Raw genomic sequence first — 17,972 nt, forward strand, 5'->3', positions numbered from 1 at the left:
CGGGTCCGGGTGCCTAGTCGGGTGCGCGATGGGCGGTGTCGATGAGCCAGGCGCCATCGACCTGCCGCATGGTCAACGTGGTCATCGCCGCGGCTCGACCCTCGACGGGCATCTCGGTACCGGTCGCGTCGACGATCACGAACGGGGCGATCTCGTCCCGTAGCAGCACGGTCGCCGTATCGGCGTCGACCTGCACGTCGTACACCTCCACGATGGCGGGCGCGAACCCGCGCACCTCCCGCTCTTGGCTCTCCAGCGCCGCGATCGTCTCTGCATCAGCGCGCAGTTGTGCGCTCCCGGGCGTGTACACCTGCGCCAGGAGATCCGCATCGCCCGCGGTGAACGCCTCGGCGCGCGTCTCGTACAGCGCCGGGAGGTATGTCGACCAATCGGGGTTCGCGATCCTCGCTGTGCTGGGATTCTCGGACGACGCGGTGGTGATGGTCGAGGCCGCGTCGGTGGGAGGTCTCTCCCGCGGCCAGATCGCGACGATCGCGAGGACGATGCCGATCACCAGCATGCCGGCCCCCACGAGCGTCCGGCCGTTGGTGCCGGCAGGTGCCGCATGACGCGGCGTGCGACGCGGCTCGCGCGGCCGGCGCGGCCCCCGCGGGGCCGGAGGCAGCTCGCGCGGCTCGCGTTGTCGTCCCGGGCCGCGAAGGCTCGCGACGATCTCCGGCGCGCGGCGTCCGCCGTCAGCCGGCTGGTCGCCCACCGGCCGCCCGCTGGGCTCGATCTGCAGGATCGCCGCGGTGACGGCGATCGGCTGCGCCGGCCCGGCCCGTCCCGCCGACAGCGCGGTGAGTGTCTCCGTGAGGCGTGGGTCGACCACGCCGCCGGCAATCTGCTCGACCGCGGCGACCACGGCGCAGATGTCGCGGCGGGCTCCGGACCGGTCGAGCTCCGCCCCCGCCTCGGCCGCGCCGCGCAGCCGCAGCCGTCCGTCGGGCCGCAGGTCGACGGTCCACTCGCCGATCCCGCCGTGCGCATAACCGGCGGCGTGCAGGACGTCGACGGCGCTCGCCAGCCCGTACGCGGCGCGCACCTGGGCGTCCGCCGCCAGCCGGTCACTCCGAGCGAGCGGGCTCCACTCCGGGTCGACGGGGTCGATGGCGAGCAGTGCGCCGTCGTCGCTGGCGAGCGCCACCGGCCGCGCGATGAACTCCGACTCCGCAAGCTCGCCGAGCAGGGCGCGGGCCGCTGCTCCGCGGCGCGGACCGGTGTGGGTACGCCGAACCCACACCGCCGATCCGTCGCGCGTGTCCTCGCCCGCCAGCAGGGCCCATCGGCTGCAGGCATACACCTGCTCGCCGACGCGGTAGGGACCGATCGTGCGTCTCATGACGCCCACGCTAGGTTGCGCGCGCGGCCATCTCGGGGTTATCCACAGGATGACCCCGACGGTTAGGACACGACGAAGTTGACCAGCTTGCCCGGGACGACGATCACCTTGCGCTCGGTCTTGCCAGCGATCTGCGCGGCGACCTTCTCGCTGGCGCGCGCGGCCGCCTCCATCGACTCACGATCGGCGTCCGGCGCGATGTGCACGGTGTCCCGGACCTTGCCGTTGACCTGGACCGGGATCTCGATGGTGTCGTCGGCGGCCAGCGACTCGTCAGCAACCGGGTACGGCTCCCACACGAGGGAGCTCTCATGACCGAGCCGTCGCCACAGCTCTTCGCTGATGTGCGGGGCCAGTGGCGCGAGCATCAGCACGAGCGGCTCGACCAGCACGCGGGGTGCACCATCCGGGTAGGCCGCCGTGATGTGGTTGTTCAGCTCGGTCAGCTTGGCGATCGCGATGTTGAACCGGAGTGAGTCCATGCCCTCGCGAGCGCCGATGATGAGCTTGTGCAGGGTACGCAGCGACTCCTCCGACGGCTGCGCGTCGGTCACCGTGACCGCCCCGGTCTCCTCGTCGACGACGTTGCGCCACACTCGCTGCAGCAGCCGCTGGCTGCCGACGACGTCCTTGGTCTCCCAGGGACGCGACTGGTCCATCGGACCGGTGAACATCTCGTAGACCCGCATCGTGTCGGCGCCGAACAGCTCGTACATCTCGTCCGGGCTGACCGAGTTCTTCAGCGACTTGCCCATCTTGCCGTTCTGGCGCGTGACCTCCTCGTCGCGGTAGAACCACGCGCCGTCGCGTTCGACGACGTCCGCCGCCGGCACGTACATCCCGCGCGCGTCCGTGTAGGACGCCGCGGTCACCATGCCCTGGTTGAACAGCCGGCGGAACGGCTCGGCGCTGCTGACATGGCCGAGGTCGAAGAGCACCTTGTGCCAGAAGCGGGCGTAGAGCAGATGGAGGACGGCGTGCTCGACGCCACCGACGTACAGGTCGACGCCACCGGTGTCACCCTCGTGACGTGGGCCCATCCAGTACTGCTCGTTCTCGGGGTCGACGAAACGCCTGTCGTTGCGCGGATCGAGATAGCGCAGCTCGTACCAGCAGGACCCGGCCCACTGCGGCATCGTGTTCAGCTCGCGCCGGTACTGCTTGGGGCCGTCGCCCAGATCCAGGGTGACAGTGGCCCATTCAGCATTGCGTCCGAGCGGCGGCTCGGGCTCGCTCATCGCGTCATTGGGATCGCCGGTACGCGGGGAGAAGTCGTCGACCTCCGGCAGCTCGACCGGCAGCTGCGACTCGGGCAGAGCAATCGGCAGACCGGTCTCGTCGTACACGATCGGGAACGGCTCACCCCAGTAGCGCTGGCGGCTGAACAACCAGTCCCGCAGCTTGTAGGTGACGGTCGGCTCTCCCAGGCCCTTGTCGGCCAGCCATCCGATCACAGTCTGCTTCGCCTGCGCGACAGGCATTCCGTTGATGTCCAGGTCGCCGTCCTCGCGGGCTGAGTTGATCGCTGGGCCGTCGCCGAGGAACGCCTTGCCCTCGAATCCTTCGGCGGGCTGGACGGTGCGGATGATCGGCAGGTCGAACTTCTCGGCGAAGTCCCAGTCGCGCTGGTCCTGTCCCGGGACCGCCATGATCGCGCCGGTGCCGTAGCCCATCAGGACGTAGTCGCCGACGAACACCGGAACCGGTTGCCCGGTCACCGGGTTGGTGGCGAACGAGCCGGTGAACACGCCGGTCTTGTCCTTCTCGTCGTTCTGCCGGTCGGCGTCGGTCTTCTGCGTCGCTGCGGCGACGTACGACGACACCGCCTCCTGGGGGCGGGCCGCGCCACCGGTCCAGGCCGGCTTGGTCTCCCACGGCCAGGCTTCTGCGGTCAGTGCCTCGACCATCGGGTGCTCCGGCGAGATGACCATGAAGGTCACGCCGAACAGCGTGTCGGGGCGGGTGGTGAACACCTCCAGATCGCCTGCGGCAGTGGCAAAGCGAGTGAGCGCGCCCTCGGACCGGCCGATCCAGTTGCGCTGCATCGCCTTGACCTTGTCGGGCCAGTCCAGGCGGTCCAGGTCGGCGATGAGCCGGTCGGCGTACGCCGTGATCCGCATCATCCACTGCTTGAGCGGCCGCTTGAACACCGGGAAGTTGCCGCGGTCGCTGCGCCCGTCCGCGGTCACCTCCTCGTTGGCGAGCACCGTGCCCAGCCCAGGGCACCAGTTGACCGGCGCCTCGGAGATGTACGCCAGCCGATGCTCGTCGACGACCCGCCGGCGCTCGGCCTCGTCCAGCTCGAGCCAAGCCCGTCCCGCGGGCAGTCCGCCGGTGCGGACGCCGGTGTCGTACTCCGCGATCAGCTCGTCGATGTGCCGGGCCTTGCCCTGCGCCGGGTCGTACCAGGCATTGAAGATCTGCAGGAAGATCCACTGCGTCCAGCGGTAGTAGTCGACGTCGGTGGTCGACACCGAACGCCGCTGGTCATGCCCCAGCCCCAACCGGCGCAGCTGCCGCCGGTAGGTGGCGATGTTCTGATCCGTGGTCACACGGGGGTGCTGCCCGGTCTCGACCGCGTATTGCTCGGCGGGCAGTCCGAAGGCGTCGAAGCCCATCGTGTGCAGGACATTGTGGCCGTTCATCCGCTGGTAACGCGCGAATACATCGGTGCCGATGAACCCGAGCGGGTGACCGACGTGCAGCCCGGCCCCGGACGGGTACGGGAACATGTCGTTGACGTAGAGGTGCGGGCGGTCGGCGACCTGGGCGAAGCCGTCGGACAGCTCGCCGACCGGGTTCGGGGTGTGGAAGGTGCCGTCCGCCTCCCAGCGGTCCTGCCACGCCAGCTCGATCTCACCAGCCAGCGCGGCGTTGTAGCGGTACCGCGGGACGTCGTTCTCGCTCACGTCTCATCCTTCGTGCTCGCTCCGGGACGTGGCGACACGACGACCCCGGACGCAAAGAAACCCCCGCGCCCGCAGGCATCAGGGGTGGGCCGTCGTTCATCATACCGCTGCAGTCTCCAGCGAAACGGGCACTTCACTCCCCGGCCAGGCCATTTGCGGTTAGATAGGACTCAGTGCACAGCCCGTTCGACTCGTGGAGGTAGACGACCAGATGCTGTTCAGGAAGAGCAAGACCCAGGTCCTGAAGGACGACGTCCAGGACGTTGTCGAGGACGTCGCAGAGCTGGCCCGGGTCGCCGCGAAGGACGTCAAGAAGGCCATCGGCCCGAAGCTCGAGTCGGCTCGCGAGTCGATCGCGGACGCTTTCGACTCGACCCGCGACACCATGTCGGAGCGGACCAAGGAAGCCCGGGAGCAGCTCGCGGACGCCGCCGCGGACACCCAGAAGCGAGCCGACAAGACCCTCGGGATCGTCGCCGCGAAGGCCAAGGATGCCCGGGAGCAGCTCGCGGAGAAGGCCAAGGAGACCGCGGAGAAGGCGAAGGACACTCGCGACGACTTGGCAGAGCGCGCCAAGGACACCTCAGCCAAGAGCTCCAAGCAGGCCGCGCAGACCCGTGACCGGGCCGGCGAGCGCGCCCGTGCCGCACGCCTGGCGCTGCACGATCAGGCCGAGAAGGCGCGCGAGGCGCTGGCACCGACGATCGACGACGTACGCGCCCAGGTCCTCGAGGCCCGGGCAAGCGCAGCCGACGTCAAGGGACGTTCACGTCGCGCAGCGAAGGCAGCGCGCAAGGACGCGCACGAGCAGCTGCTGGCCGCGGCCGCAGCGCTGTCGCAGACGAAGGCCGCCGCGAAGAAGGACGCCAAGGACCTTCGCAAGGCCTCCAAGAAGGCGACGAAGAAGGCCGAGGCAGCGCTGCAGGACTCCGCGAAGGCGCTCAAGGACGTCGGCGGAAAGAAGCAGAAGAAGCGTCGCAAGTGGCCGCTGATCGCCGCGCTCGCAGGCGGTGCGGCATTCGCCTACAAGAAGTCGCAGGAGGACCCGGGCGTGACCTGGCAGCAGCCCGCTCCGCGGCCGCAGCCGAAGACCGCTCCGGTCGGTGAGCCCGGATCGGTTGCCACGCTGCCGACCACCAACGCCGATGCTCCCGCCGCCGGCGCGAAGCAGACCGGCCCGGCGCCCGCGGGCAAGGTCGAGGTGCCCAAGCCGTCGCAGAAGGTCGACTCTCCCCCGCCTGTCGACCTGTCCCAGGCGAGGGACGTCAAGCCCGGTGGCGTGCAGACCGGCACCGAACCCAAGCCGGGCGACACGCCGAGGACGACCGAGGGCGGCAAGCCCGGCGAGACCGCCACACCGAAGGCAATCGAGGAGCTCGAGAAGAACCGCGCTCCGCGCCACCAGGCTCCGGACGACAAGTAACCCACGCGCGAAGGGCCCCGGCGATACACATCGCCGGGGCCCTTCGCGCGCCGTGCGACGTACCGGCCGACCGCGCGGGCGGACCAACTAGAATCGGAGTTCTTATGGCAAAGAAACCAGCAGACACCTCCGAGAGCCCCAAGGGCAAGGTCCGCGGCGGCGCGAAGGCCGCCAAGGCTCCGAAGGAGCCGAAGGTCAAGAAGCAGCGCTTCGCTCGCGCGCGCGAGCTGAAGCAGGCCTACACCCTCCTCAAGCCCAACGACCCGAAGCTCGGGCTGTTCATCGGGCTCGCCGCGCTCGGCGGGTTCCTGATCGGTTTCTTCCTGATGACCTGGCTCGCTGGCTGGGGCGTGTTCGGCATCATCTTCGCCGTCATAGCGGGTCTGCTGCTGGGCATGCTCGCGGGCATGGCCGTCTTCGGCATCCGTGCCCGCAAGACGACCTTCGCGCAGGCCGAGGGACGGCCCGGCGCCGCCGCGTGGGCGATGGAGCAGCTGCGCGGCGACTGGCGGATCTCGCAGGCCACGAGCGCCAACACCCAGCGCGACATCGTGCACCGCGTCATCGGCCGCCCTGGCGTGGTTCTCGTCGGCGAGGTCGGCTCGCCGCGCATCGGGACCTTGCTGGGGCAGGAGAAGAAGAAGATCGCTCGCGTCATCGGCGACACCCCGATCTACACGATCATCGTCGGCGACGATGAGGGCCAGGTGCCGCTGAAGAAGCTCAACCGCACCATCATGAAGCTGCCGCGCAACATCAAGGGCGCGCAGATCCGCGCGGTAGAGAAGCGCCTGCAGGCGATCGCCGCGCCGAAGATGCCGCTGCCGAAGGGCCCGATGCCGATGGGCCGCAAGATGGAGGTCAGCAGCCGCCAGATGCGTCGCAAGGGTATGGGCTGACGACGGCGGATGAGCGACGAAGTCGAGTACCCGGGCGCGGACCTGGGTCTTCCCCGCACCGGCCTGGGCTCGGTGGCGACCATCGGCTCACGGGTGCTTGCCCTGGTCATCGACTGCGTGCTGGCCGGTCTGATCACTTGGGTGTTCACCGCTCCTGAGCTGCCCCGGAACTGGTCGCTGCTGACGTTGTTCGTCGTCTACACCGTCTCAACCGGTTTCGTCGGGCGCACCCCCGGCATGACGCTGATGGGCCTGGGGCTTGCGGCCGAGGTGGAGGGCAAGCCGCTCGGGCTGCCCAAGGCCGCCATACGGACCGCGCTGTTGATGCTGCTGATCCCCGCCGTGCTCATCGATCAGGATCGCCGCGGCCTGCACGACAAGGCCGCTGGCACCGTGGTGGTCAACGTGCGCTGAGCGCCCGCTCCGTCGTGCGCGCCATCACAGGACGACCGCCGGTGCGTAACACTGCGGAAACAACGGGGTCATGGTCGGGCAATCGCCCGCGACTAAAGTCGAGATCACCGACCCATCACGGAGGATCAATGTTCGATTCCAAGGAAGAGCTGGTCAACTTCGTCTCGGAGGAGGACGTCAAGTTCATCGACGTCCGCTTCTGCGACCTGCCCGGCATCATGCAGCACTTCACGATCCCTGCGAGCGCCGCCGAGGACGTGTTCGAGGACGGCCTGGCCTTCGACGGCTCGTCCGTCCGCGGCTTTCAGGAGATCCATGAGTCCGACATGCTCCTGCTGCCTGACCCGAAGACCGCGGTCATCGATCCGTTCCGGGCGGCCAAGACGCTGATCGTGAACTTCTTCGTGCATGACCCGATCACTCGCGAGCCCTACAGCCGCGACCCGCGAAACATCGCTCGGAAGGCCGAGGAGTACCTGAAGTCCTCCGGTATCGCCGATGCGGCGTTCTTCGGCGCGGAGGCCGAGTTCTACGTCTTCGATTCCATCCGCTTCGGCGGCGACATGCACGAGCAGTACCACCACATCGACTCCGAGTCCGGCTGGTGGAACACCGGCAAGGAGGAGGAGGGCGGCAACAAGGGCTACAAGGTCCGCCCCAAGGGTGGCTACTTCCCCGTCGCGCCGTACGACCACTACGGCGACCTGCGCGACCTGATGACGCTGAACCTGCAGGAGGCCGGGTTCGAGATCGAGCGTGCGCACCATGAGGTGGGTACCGCGGGTCAGGCAGAGATCAACTACAAGTTCAATTCGCTGCTGCACGCCGGCGACGACATGATGCTGTTCAAGTACATCATCAAGAACACTGCGGCGGACGCCGGCAAGACCGTCACGTTCATGCCCAAGCCGCTGTACGGCGACAACGGGTCGGGAATGCACACCCACCAGTCGTTGTGGAAGGAGGGCAAGCCGCTGTTCCACAGCGAGTCCGGGTACGCGGGGCTCTCGGACGAGGCCCGTTGGTACATCGGCGGCCTGCTGGAGCATGCCCCCGCCGTCCTGGCCTTCACCAACCCGACGATCAACAGCTACCACCGCCTGGTTCCCGGCTACGAGGCGCCGGTGAACCTGGTGTACTCGCAGCGCAACCGCTCGGCGTGCATTCGCATCCCGATCACCGGAAATAACCCCAAGGCCAAGCGCCTGGAGTTCCGCGTGCCGGACCCGTCCTGCAACCCCTACCTGGCCTTCGCGGCGCAGATGATGGCGGGGCTGGACGGCATCCGCAACCGGATCGAGCCGGCCGACCCGATCGACAAGGACCTCTACGAGCTTCCGCCGGACGAGGCCGCCGGGATCCCGCAGGTCCCGGACAGCCTCGGCGGAGTCCTGGACGCGCTCGAGGAGGATCACGACTTCCTGCTGGAGGGCGGTGTGTTCACCGAAGACCTGATCGAGACCTGGATCCGTTACAAGCGTGAGAAGGAGATCGATCCGATCCGGCTGCGCCCGCACCCGCACGAGTTCGCGCTGTACTTCGATATCTAGCTCGACCGCTGCGCGGGGAATGCCGGGGCCACCGATGGTGGCCCCGGCATTCACCGTTCCTGGGCAGCCAAACCGCCGTAGGCCGGAGCCGCGACCACCGGCGCGCCCGCAGACGATCGACGGGAAGCGCCGGCCTTCGACCCGGAGCTGCTGCCCGTTTCTCCCACCCGTCGTTGTTCCGGGCCGCAAGCCAGGCTCCGAGAGGGGTTGGCTGCAGCGGGAGGGGAAAAATCCCCTCTTGCTGAGGTCAACTCCTCTTCCCGGCGTCAACCCCTCTTGCTAGGGCAATCAGCAGGCAGCGTTCAGGGGCCCAGGTCGTCCTGGTCGATGCGCAGCACCCTGAGCTTGCGGTAGAGCGTCGTCCGGCCGATCCCGAGGATGCGTGCCGCCGCGGCCCGGTTGCCGCCTGCTTCACGCAGTGCGTCGACGATCGCCGAACGCTCCGAGCGCTCGATGCCCGACAGCGCACGGCCGTGGTGCTGCGCGGTGGCGGACGCCGGCAGGTCGGACTCGCGGATGAGACCTCCCGGCCGCTTGGCGACGAGCTGATTGACCACATTCCGCAGCTCTCCGATGTTCCCTGGCCACTCGCGGCGCATCATCGCCTGCAGAGCCGCGGGCGAGATCGCGCACCGAGCGCCGACCGGGTGCTCCCGAAGCAGGACGTCGACGACGAGCGGGATCGACGAGCGCATGCTCGAGACCGCGGGCAGCTCGACGACGCTGGCGCCGCGCGAGACCACGGCGAGCAATTCCGGGGTGGCGACCGTCAGGTCGACCGTGAGCACCAGCCGGGCCGGAGTCGCGATACCGTCGGCGAGCTCTGCGGCCGCCGCGAGCACGCGACGCAGCTCGGCGTGCTCGGACTCCGGGAGGCTCTCGACATGCCGCAGTAGCACGCGGCGTCCGGACGCGAGCGCGAACCGCACCGTCCCGGCCCAGGACGGCGCCCACGCCCGCTGCTGGCCGGACGGGTCGAGGTCCTCGAAGTCCTGACCGGACGCCGACAGCAGCCGGCGCGCCGCGTAGGCCTTGCCGGTGCCACCCTCCCCCGCGATCGCGACCACCGGACTGGCACCGGCGACCGAGACGAGCTCGTCGTGGACAGCGCTGACCGGATGCCAGCGCTGCCCGATCGCACCGGCCGCACCTACCGCGCCAGCCCGCCGCCGCCGTCCGCGCAACGGCGAGATCGCGACCTGGTAGGCGCGCTCCTCGTCGGCGACGTGGACTCGCTGAGCCCGCAAGTCCACCGGACCGTCCACGAGATGGATCTGCGGCGCGAACATTCCGGCAAGACCAACGCGGTGATGTTCTACATGGGCGGGCTTAGCGCCTACCGGGACATCCTCGGCGAGGTCAAGGGCAAGCAGTACGACGGCTTCGCGATGCGCTAACCGACCCTCAACCCACGGCGCACGGCTCGCGTCGTGCACTGCTGTCGGGCTCGGACGCGCGAAGCGTCCGGGCCCGACGGTGGTTGATAACCGCGATAACCCCCACTCTGAGGGCGAACAGCAGGTCGAGGGAGTCCTGGTGCCAGGACTCGACGTCCAGCGCAGCTCGGACGGCGCGTCGCAGGATCGCCGACCCACATTTGTCGTCTCCCGCCAGCACATATACGGTAGTCGTGAGCCTGACTTGACATCCGAATCATGTTTGCTCGAACGATGGCCACGAACCGACGAGGATGGACGACAGACGCATGCGCACCAACACGACCACAGCCACCATCAGCCTGGCAGCGGCAGCGGTGATGCTGCTGGCCGCCTGCTCGAACAAGGCCGCCGACTCCGGTTCCGGAGGGGACGGCGATCTCAAGACCGACTACGGCGTCACGGCCGACGAGATCACTCTCGGGGTGCTCACCGACACCTCCGGCGTCTTCAAGGCTGTCGGGCTGAACCTCACCCAGGGGGACCAGCTGTGGGCGGACAAGGTCAACGAGGCGGGTGGCATCTGTGGCCGCGACATCAAGCTGGCCCTGCAGGACCACGGTTACAAGGCCGACAACGCGGTCTCGCTCTATGAGCAGGGCAAGCAGGACATCGTCGGCTATGTCCAGCTGCTCGGCTCGCCCATCGTGGCGGCGCTGAAGTCGAAGGTCGTCAGCGACGAGATGCTGGCGGTCATCGGCACGAACTCCTCGGTGCTGCTGGACAACGACTACCTGATGATGCCGGGGACCGGCTACGACCTCGAGATGATCAACGGGCTGGCATGGGCGAGCGAGCAGGGCATGCTCGCCGACGGCGACAAGATCGGCCATGTCTATATCGACTCGGAGTACGGCCAGAACGGGCTGCTGGGCTCGAAGCACTACGCGAAGCAGCACGGCATCGAGGTCGTCGAGGTACCCGTCGGGGCGGCCGACACCGACATGACCGCGACGATCACCAAGCTCAAGAACGACGGGGTCAAGCTGATCGCGCTGTCCCTCGCTCCAGCCGGTGCGGCATCGGCCGCGCTGCAGAACCAGGTGCAGGGGCTGAATGTGCCAATCATCGGCAACAACCCCAACTTCGCGACCGCACTGCTCAGCGACGCGTCGGTCGTGAGCGCGATGGAGAACTTCCACATCGCCCAGGGTTACGAGACCTACTCGGGTGAGAGCGAGCTGAGCAAGGAGATCCAGGCCTCCTTCGATGAGCGCTACCCGGACGAGGAGCCCGGCTACGGGATCCCGCCCGGTTACCTCGGCGGGCTGATGTGGGAGGCGATCCTCAACGAGGCATGCGACAACGGGGACATGACCCGCGAGGGTCTCCTGGAGGCGCGGCTGAGCCTGGACAGCGTCGATGCCCAGGGGCTGTCCGCGGACATGGACCTCAGCAACCCCGGCGTACCGGCCACCCGCTCGGTCTACATCGTGAAGATCGACCCGGACGCCCCGGGAGGCGAGTCGATCGTCGAAGGGCCTTACGTGACCGACGAGGCCAAGGAGTACGAGACGCCGTACCAGCAGTAAGCCGAAACCTGGCGTTCATCCGGCCTCCCTAGACTGGCTGGGCACCCCAGTCACCGCTGAGAGGATCCCTGTGCCCGAGAACTCCAACCCCACCCGGATCGGCGTCCTGACCTCCGGTGGCGATGCGCCCGGCATGAACGCCGCACTGCGCGCCGTCGTCCGGTCGGGCTTGAACGCCGGCGCCGAAGTCTACGCGATCTACGAGGGCTGGCAAGGCGCGGTCACCGGTGGCGACTACATCAAGCCGATGGGCTGGGAGGATGTCTCCGGGATCCTGCAGCGCGGCGGGACGGTGATCGGAACCGCCCGGTGCGCCGAGTTCCGCGAGGTCGAGGGACGCCGCACCGCCGTCCGCAACCTGGTCAACGTCGGGATCGACCGCCTGGCGGTGATCGGCGGCGACGGCTCACTGCGCGGTGCGGACGAGCTGCGCGAGGAGTGGCCCCAGTTCATCGACGAGCTGCTCGCCGCCGGCGAGATCAGCCAGGAGACCGCCACGCGGCACCCGAAGCTCATGCTCGCGGGACTGGTCGGCTCGATCGACAACGACATGGTCGGCACCGACATGACCATCGGCGCCGACTCGGCGCTGCACCGCATCACGGACGCGATCGACGCGATCACCTCAACGGCGGCCAGCCACCAGCGGGCCTTCATCATCGAGGTGATGGGACGTGACTGCGGCTACCTCGCCCTGATGAGTGCACTGGCCGGCGGCGCGGACTACGTCTTCATCCCGGAGCTTCCGCCGGGTCCGGACTGGCCCGAGGAGATGTGCTCGGTGATCGAGCGCGCCCGTGCGGCCGGACGACGGGACTCGATCATCGTCGTGGCCGAGGGCGCCCGCGACTCCAGCGGCGAGAAGATCACCTGCGACCAGGTCCGTTCCGCGGTTCAGGATCGCCTCGGGCAGGACGCGCGGATCACCGATCTCGGCCACGTGCAGCGCGGCGGTACGCCGAGCGCATACGACCGGTGGATGGCCTCCGTGGTGGGCGTCGCGGCCACCGATGAGCTGCTCTCGGCGGGACCGGACAGCGAGCCGGGCGTGATCGGCGTCCACCACAACCAGGTCGTGAAGCGCCCCCTGATGCAGGCGGTGCAGCAGACCCGCAGGATCGGCGAGCTGGTCAGCGAGCGACGCTACGAGGAGGCGGCGGAGGCCCGCGGGTCGAGCTTCGCGCGGTCGATGGAGATCTTCCACGCGATCTCCGAGGCCGGGCCCACGGTCTGCCCCGAGGGCGCCGCGAAGCGGATCGGCGTCATCCACGCCGGCGGTCTGGCTCCCGGCATGAACACCGCGGTGTGGGCCGCCGTCCGGCTCGGTATCGACCGCGGCCACCAGATGGTCGGGATCAACGGCGGCTTCCCCGGGTTCAAGCGGGGCCGGGTCGCCGACCTCGAATGGGGCGACGTGGAGGGATGGGTCAGCCGCGGCGGCGCCGAGCTCGGCACCCGCCGCGCGATCCCGACCGTCGACGATCTCTACGAGATCGGCCGCACGATCGAGAACACCCGGCTCGACGCGCTGCTGGTGATCGGCGGGTACGCAGCCTACGAGTCGGTGCGCCTGATGGTCACCGAGCGCAAGCGCTACCCGGCCTTCCGGATCCCGATCGCGCTGCTGCCGGCGAGCATCGACAACAACCTGCCGAGCTGGAAGATGTCGATCGGCGCCGACTCCGCGCTCGGCGTCGCGACTGAGGCGCTGGACCGGGTGAAGCAGTCGGCGTCCGCCCATCGACGCTGCTTCGTGGTCGAGACGATGGGCCGCAACTGTGGATTCCTGGCGCAGATGAGCGGCTTGGCGGCCGGCGCCGAGCGCGTCTACCTCAACGAGGACGGCATCGACATCGCCACCCTCGAGGAAGACATCCGCCAGATGCGGGCCGCTTTCGAGCAGGGCCGCCGCTTCTACCTCGTCGTCCGCAACGAGGAGGCGAACGAGTACTACACGACCGACGTCCTGGCGCGGCTGTTCGAGGCCGAGAGCAACGACCTGTACGACGTCCGCAGCCTGATCATCGGGCACGTGCAGGAGGGGCCGCTCCCGAGCCCCTTCGACCGGATGACGGCCGCGCGCCTCGCCTCCGGCGGGATCGGCTTCCTCACTGAGCAGCTGGAGGCCGGCCGCTCGGACGTCGCCTTCGCTGGCGAGGCCGACAAGAGCCTGGTGATGCTTCCGCTCAACGAGCTCGCCGCACACATCGACGAGAACACGCGGCGCCCGGTGGACCAGTGGTGGCACGAGCTGCGGGCCACCGCGGCGAAGATCAACGAGCGCAGCTTCACCGACACCCCATTGGGCACCGCACCTGGCGAGCGGTTGGCCCAGAACGGCGAGGGCAGGAAGTTCCGAGCCTGACCGTCCGTCGCGTCGAGCTCGACCTGGTGCACCAGCTCCTACAGACCGAAGCGCGACGATCGCGCAGCTGCTCGTAACGAAACACCCCGGTTATGGCGGGCTTCAATCCTTCGTGTGAGTCTTTCACGAGAGGGCGACAGTTCAGTCGCGTCGTTCAGGTCCGGTACACGTGCGCTCTGTGACCGACGCGCACGATCAAGATGCTCTCGGTCTCCTCGTCGTAATCGAACAGCACCCGGTAGTCGCCGTTCCTCGCAGAGCGCACCCCGTCGAGATCGCCCGCAAGGGGCTTGCTGAGCCGCAGGGGGTTGGTCGCGAGCCGCTCGTCCACATAGGTCGCGACCGCGGCCGCCACACGTAGCGGCAACCGCGCCAGGTCGCGAACAGCCCGGGGCGACCAATGGACCGAGGCGCTCATCAGCTCGGCAACCCCAGCTGTCCTCGCAGGTCCGCGCTCGAGAGCGATTCACCTCGAGCATGGGCGGCTCGCGCCTCGTCGACGTCGGCACGCACTCCAGGCTGTGAGAGCCAGTACAGCGTCTCGTGCAGTGACTCCAGGTCATCAGCGGACATCAGCACAGCAGCCGGCCGACCATGACGAGTGATCGTCACGATCTCGTGCGTACTATCTACGTCCTCGACCAGACCCGAAAGCTTGTCCTTGGCTTCCGACAATGGCACTGTCCTCATGCCGCTTAGTCTAGCATCACACTTAGCCGGTGTATAGCCAGCTATCTAGCCGATAGTCCACGTCATGGCAACCAGAGCGGCATCATTGCATCGGATGCACGCGAGGCGGTCCCCGTAGTTCGTTTCCCCCTCGCCGTCTGCTCGTCAATCTGCCGGATCAGGATGGTGTAGTCCCGTGGCGTTGTTAAATCCTCCCCAGGAATCTGGAGCTCTTCATGCCGCATTCTGAACGGAGCGGCTTGGCGTGCCGAGCGAGCAGCGTATTCAGGCGAGTGCTGGCCAACTATCGGAGCGGCGGCTTACCTCTCAGAACCCACGTTGCGTGCCTGAATCGCATTCGATTCTCACGAAGTCGAAGCGAGGCGCGGCGCACGGCCCCGCCAAGACCTAGCGGATCTCCGAGAAATCTCCGGTGGCCTTGCTCGACCACACACCACTGTCGATCTCGGCCAACGGATCGTGCACAGGCTCTCGAGCGGGCCCCCTGATGCTTTTTGTTCACCCGATCGGGTGACTCACCTTCCTTGCGCATCCGAGATTCTGATCCAGAAAGGCGCCCCGTGACGACGGGCCAACCCCGTGCACGTTGTTCACAATGGGGTTCATCGATCAGCTGCGCGGTGGGGTACGCAGTCGAGTCGATCCTCCGCATCCTGCGCGAGCAGGGCGTGAAGATCGCTGCACGCACCTATCGGTCCTGGGGCAAGCCGATGTCAGTCGTGGTCAATTCCTAGGAATCGAGCAAGACATAGCCGCAGTTCGCGCAGCGAACCGCGATCGACCTCCCCCGCGGTGTCGGTGATCCGCCGCCGGTCGATGGTGCGCGGTTGTTCGGTCATCGCGAAGCAGGCTTCGTCCAGCCCGGTGCTGCCGCGCAACCGCACATGGTTGGGCAGTCCGCGGTCGCGGGTGGTGATCGGCAGAACGATCACCACGTTCGGGATCGCGGCAAGGTACTCGTCCGAGGAGACGACGACCGCGGGTCGGTGGCCGGCTTGCTCAGAGCCCACGACTGGATTCAAATTCACCCACACGACCTGTCCACAGACAAGCTCAGGCATGGTCGAGCCCGTCAGCGGCGGTCGCATCCCATGCGCTGGTTTCAGCGTCGTAGTCATCATCAGCCGGCATGGCGTCGTATCGGGCTCGGATTGCCTCGAACCACCGCGCGCGCTCGTAATCGGCGATGAGTTCCTCGACAAGCCTGCCAGGCGTGACGCCGCGGGCCGATGCTGCTGAGTTCAGCCGGTCGCGCACATGAGTCGAGACCTTGATTGTCGTGGTAGCCGCCATGCCTCAAGTATACGATCGTGACGCGACACCAGCCACAATTCTAGGGCCGAGCTTGTATTCGAAAATGTAGCCACTAATCCCAGCGGTGCCCGATCGGCCAACCCCGTCAGGAACCGGGAGGCCACCGCATCGAGCTGGCGGACGCGTCTGAAGGTGAAACGAGCGCAGGAACGAACCCAGCGTCGAGGGCGCGTAGGCGTTGACGAAGACCTTGCCCATCCCACCGTGACGAAGCAACTCCCCATCCAGGCCGAGAACCCGCGACCCGATCACGCCGCCGCTGCCGAGGTAGATGTCGGGCGTGTCGCCGCCGGCAGTGAACCCGCACCGGACGGTCCCGTTCTCGCTGGCGGTCCCCGACCCGCTCGTCTGGTGGGAGATGATCCTCCCAGTGGCATCGCGCGTGTAGGCCACGGTCGCGGCCGTCCCGGTTCCGTTCGGGGTGATGGTCTTCACGTGGCGATCGGCCGCGTCGTAGACGAAGATCGTCACCTCACCGCCGTTGGTGCTGGTGACCTTGGTGGTGTTGCCGTGCTTGTCGTAGACGTAGGCCCGCCCGCTGTTGCTGGACTGGATACGGCCGGCGTTGACGTAGCAATAGCTCGTCGCCGGTTGCGGCGCTGCGGCGATGGCGCGGGTCTCGTTGACGCGGTTGGAGTTCTTGCCCGCGGCCGTCGCGCAGCCTGCAGCCGCCAAGGCCAACCGGGGCTTCCTGCAGGCGCCCGACGGCGCGATCACACCCTACGGCGATGCCTACATGAAGTGCGGCCGTCTACATCAACGCATTCAGCCGCTCTGCGATCTTGGCTAGCTTGCCCTCGTGGTCCCCGTCGTCGCCCGCATCAGGCGGACGACGACGAAGACGGTCCACCGAGGCGAGGGCCTCCCGTGCGAGCTCAGGCGCGAGACGCCCTCGTACTTTGAGCTCGGCGAACGCGGCCGCGATCCACGCCTCATCCCGCATCAGCATGGCCTCGTCGCTATCATCGTTCGCGCCCCATGACACGAGAAGTCTCCGGGTCCACGACGCAGTGTCAACGCGAGGATCCTCTTCAATCGCATCTCGATAGAGGGCGAGAAGGTCAGCCCCAGTGTCGTTTCCATGTGGCGCGTCGTCATCCGTTTCATCCCAGAAGAACGGATCGTCCAGTAGCTCGCGCGCAGCCTGGTGGAACTCGTCGAAATCCACATCAACCGCCGCCCAGCCTGTCTGACTCCTGACCCGCACCACATCGCGGTGTAACGCTTCCTCGAGCACACGATCCAGGTCCTTCGGAGTGCCTGGCAGCCGCACCCGGGCGAGTTCACAGTGTGCGAGCAGCGCGTTCAAATCGAAGTCATCTGAGCGATCCAAGCGCGATTCAAGCAACCCGAGCGCAGCAATCACCTCATCGACCCCCTCAACGAAGTCCGATACCAGGTTCTGGTCGGTTATCCACTGCCGCGGGTAAACGATCTCACTGCGTACGTGGACCTCGGCTCGCGCCTGGGACCGACGGAAAACGACCTTCGGTAGTGCAGCTCGGGCCCGCTCATACTCATCACGAGCGACGGCCCAGGGGACCGCCCCTGACAGGGTGGGATCCTGATAAGACTCACCGTTAACCGCGGCTTGCTCCGCCAACCACGCATTGGGATCGGGAATCGGCGGCATAGCGAGTACGATCTGCACGCCCTCGATAGCGGGACCGAAGGACGGCGCGCCGTCGACCAGGAACCCTCCGATCCCATCGAACGGAGATCCTCCATAGGTCAGATCCGTGCTCGCGAACACCTCTATGAACACAAGCACCTCCGACTAATGGCCCGTGAGCCACTCTTAGCATCGTTTACTCCCCCGGAGCGATTTGGGTCCATGCTTGGCGAGGTAAGCCTTACACAGCCGCACCTCTTCTTGTCTTGCCTGGAACCGGTTTGGGTAATCGACCCTCGCTCGCGCTGCCCGGCCACGCCCGCGGAGTCGTATGCATACGGCTTCGGAATGCCGAACACAACCGAACCGTCGGGCTTTCGGATCTCTACCGCACCCGTCTCGGTCACCACCGGGACAGCACCCTCACCATCGACCACGAGCCAGAACGACCAAGCCGCAGCACCCGTCTCGCCAGGCGCCGCCGAC

The 17,972-nt window shown here is 67.5% G+C and carries 15 protein-coding genes and 2 pseudogenes; 7 read left to right on the forward strand and 10 right to left on the reverse strand.

Going from position 1 to position 17,972, the window contains the following annotated elements:
• Positions 1–13: 13 nt before the first annotated feature.
• A complete protein-coding gene (locus DAA40_RS02995) occupies positions 14–1,342 on the reverse strand; it encodes a nuclear transport factor 2 family protein (protein WP_158716196.1) in 1,329 nt (442 codons plus the stop codon).
• 62 nt (positions 1,343–1,404) lie between these two features.
• The gene (gene leuS, locus DAA40_RS03000) at positions 1,405–4,251 is read right to left on the reverse strand and encodes a leucine--tRNA ligase (RefSeq protein WP_106848228.1); all 2,847 of its coding nucleotides are present in this window, start codon (positions 4,249–4,251) and stop codon (positions 1,405–1,407) included.
• A gap of 211 nt (positions 4,252–4,462) precedes the next feature.
• Between leuS and DAA40_RS03005 the strand changes: the two genes are divergently transcribed.
• The 4 genes from DAA40_RS03005 (at position 4,463) to glnA (ending at position 8,537) form a co-directional block, all read left to right on the forward strand.
• Positions 4,463–5,674, forward strand: coding sequence for a hypothetical protein (locus DAA40_RS03005; RefSeq protein ID WP_158716197.1), 1,212 nt, complete (start codon positions 4,463–4,465; stop codon positions 5,672–5,674).
• Between the two features lie 104 nt (positions 5,675–5,778).
• On the forward strand, positions 5,779–6,573 hold the full coding sequence (locus DAA40_RS03010; protein WP_106848230.1) for a DUF4191 domain-containing protein: 795 nt from the start codon (positions 5,779–5,781) through the stop codon (positions 6,571–6,573).
• A gap of 9 nt (positions 6,574–6,582) precedes the next feature.
• Complete coding sequence (locus tag DAA40_RS03015) at positions 6,583–6,987, forward strand: RDD family protein (RefSeq protein ID WP_106848231.1); 405 nt, start codon at positions 6,583–6,585, stop codon at positions 6,985–6,987.
• A 128-nt stretch (positions 6,988–7,115) separates the two neighbouring features.
• Complete coding sequence (gene glnA / locus DAA40_RS03020) at positions 7,116–8,537, forward strand: type I glutamate--ammonia ligase (RefSeq protein ID WP_106848232.1); 1,422 nt, start codon at positions 7,116–7,118, stop codon at positions 8,535–8,537.
• Between the two features lie 302 nt (positions 8,538–8,839).
• Here the strand turns inward: glnA and DAA40_RS03025 are convergent, their stop codons facing one another.
• A complete protein-coding gene (locus DAA40_RS03025; RefSeq protein ID WP_158716198.1) occupies positions 8,840–9,790 on the reverse strand; it encodes a helix-turn-helix domain-containing protein in 951 nt (316 codons plus the stop codon).
• 15 nt (positions 9,791–9,805) lie between these two features.
• On the opposite strand from DAA40_RS03025, the gene DAA40_RS16830 reads away from it, so the two are divergent.
• The 3 genes from DAA40_RS16830 to DAA40_RS03040 all read left to right on the forward strand — a co-directional run bounded on the left by DAA40_RS16830 (position 9,806) and on the right by DAA40_RS03040 (position 13,870).
• Positions 9,806–9,934, forward strand: a complete 129-nt coding sequence (locus tag DAA40_RS16830) for a hypothetical protein (protein ID WP_255413443.1) — start codon at positions 9,806–9,808, stop codon at positions 9,932–9,934.
• Between the two features lie 308 nt (positions 9,935–10,242).
• The gene (locus DAA40_RS03035) at positions 10,243–11,505 is read left to right on the forward strand and encodes an ABC transporter substrate-binding protein (protein WP_158716199.1); all 1,263 of its coding nucleotides are present in this window, start codon (positions 10,243–10,245) and stop codon (positions 11,503–11,505) included.
• Between the two features lie 70 nt (positions 11,506–11,575).
• On the forward strand, positions 11,576–13,870 hold the full coding sequence (locus DAA40_RS03040; RefSeq protein ID WP_199849477.1) for a 6-phosphofructokinase: 2,295 nt from the start codon (positions 11,576–11,578) through the stop codon (positions 13,868–13,870).
• 154 nt (positions 13,871–14,024) lie between these two features.
• Here the strand turns inward: DAA40_RS03040 and DAA40_RS03045 are convergent, their stop codons facing one another.
• From DAA40_RS03045 to DAA40_RS03075, 7 genes and pseudogenes are all read right to left on the reverse strand, one after another.
• The gene (locus DAA40_RS03045; RefSeq protein WP_106848236.1) at positions 14,025–14,288 is read right to left on the reverse strand and encodes a type II toxin-antitoxin system RelE/ParE family toxin; all 264 of its coding nucleotides are present in this window, start codon (positions 14,286–14,288) and stop codon (positions 14,025–14,027) included.
• Complete coding sequence (locus DAA40_RS03050; protein ID WP_106848237.1) at positions 14,288–14,560, reverse strand: type II toxin-antitoxin system Phd/YefM family antitoxin; 273 nt, start codon at positions 14,558–14,560, stop codon at positions 14,288–14,290. Before DAA40_RS03050 ends, DAA40_RS03045 begins: the two co-directional genes overlap by 1 nt.
• A 713-nt stretch (positions 14,561–15,273) precedes the next feature.
• Complete coding sequence (locus DAA40_RS03055; RefSeq protein ID WP_370430631.1) at positions 15,274–15,681, reverse strand: type II toxin-antitoxin system PemK/MazF family toxin; 408 nt, start codon at positions 15,679–15,681, stop codon at positions 15,274–15,276.
• Entirely contained in the window at positions 15,614–15,853 is a 240-nt protein-coding gene (locus DAA40_RS03060; protein WP_106848238.1) for a toxin-antitoxin system protein, read from the reverse strand. Before DAA40_RS03060 ends, DAA40_RS03055 begins: the two co-directional genes overlap by 68 nt.
• Positions 15,854–15,933: 80 nt before the next feature.
• Positions 15,934–16,099 (reverse strand): annotated as a pseudogene (locus DAA40_RS03065) (IS1380 family transposase); the annotation flags it as partial.
• Positions 16,100–16,294: 195 nt separating this feature from the next.
• Positions 16,295–16,591: pseudogene (locus DAA40_RS16835) on the reverse strand (hypothetical protein); the annotation flags it as partial.
• 34 nt (positions 16,592–16,625) lie between these two features.
• Positions 16,626–17,639: a hypothetical protein gene (locus DAA40_RS03075; RefSeq protein ID WP_158716200.1), complete on the reverse strand. Its 1,014-nt coding sequence runs from the start codon at positions 17,637–17,639 to the stop codon at positions 16,626–16,628.
• Positions 17,640–17,972: the final 333 nt, after the last annotated feature.

The sequence above is a fragment of the Blastococcus sp. Marseille-P5729 genome (genome assembly GCF_900292035.1).
In the GTDB taxonomy this organism is placed as follows: Bacteria; Actinomycetota; Actinomycetes; order Mycobacteriales; family Antricoccaceae; genus Cumulibacter.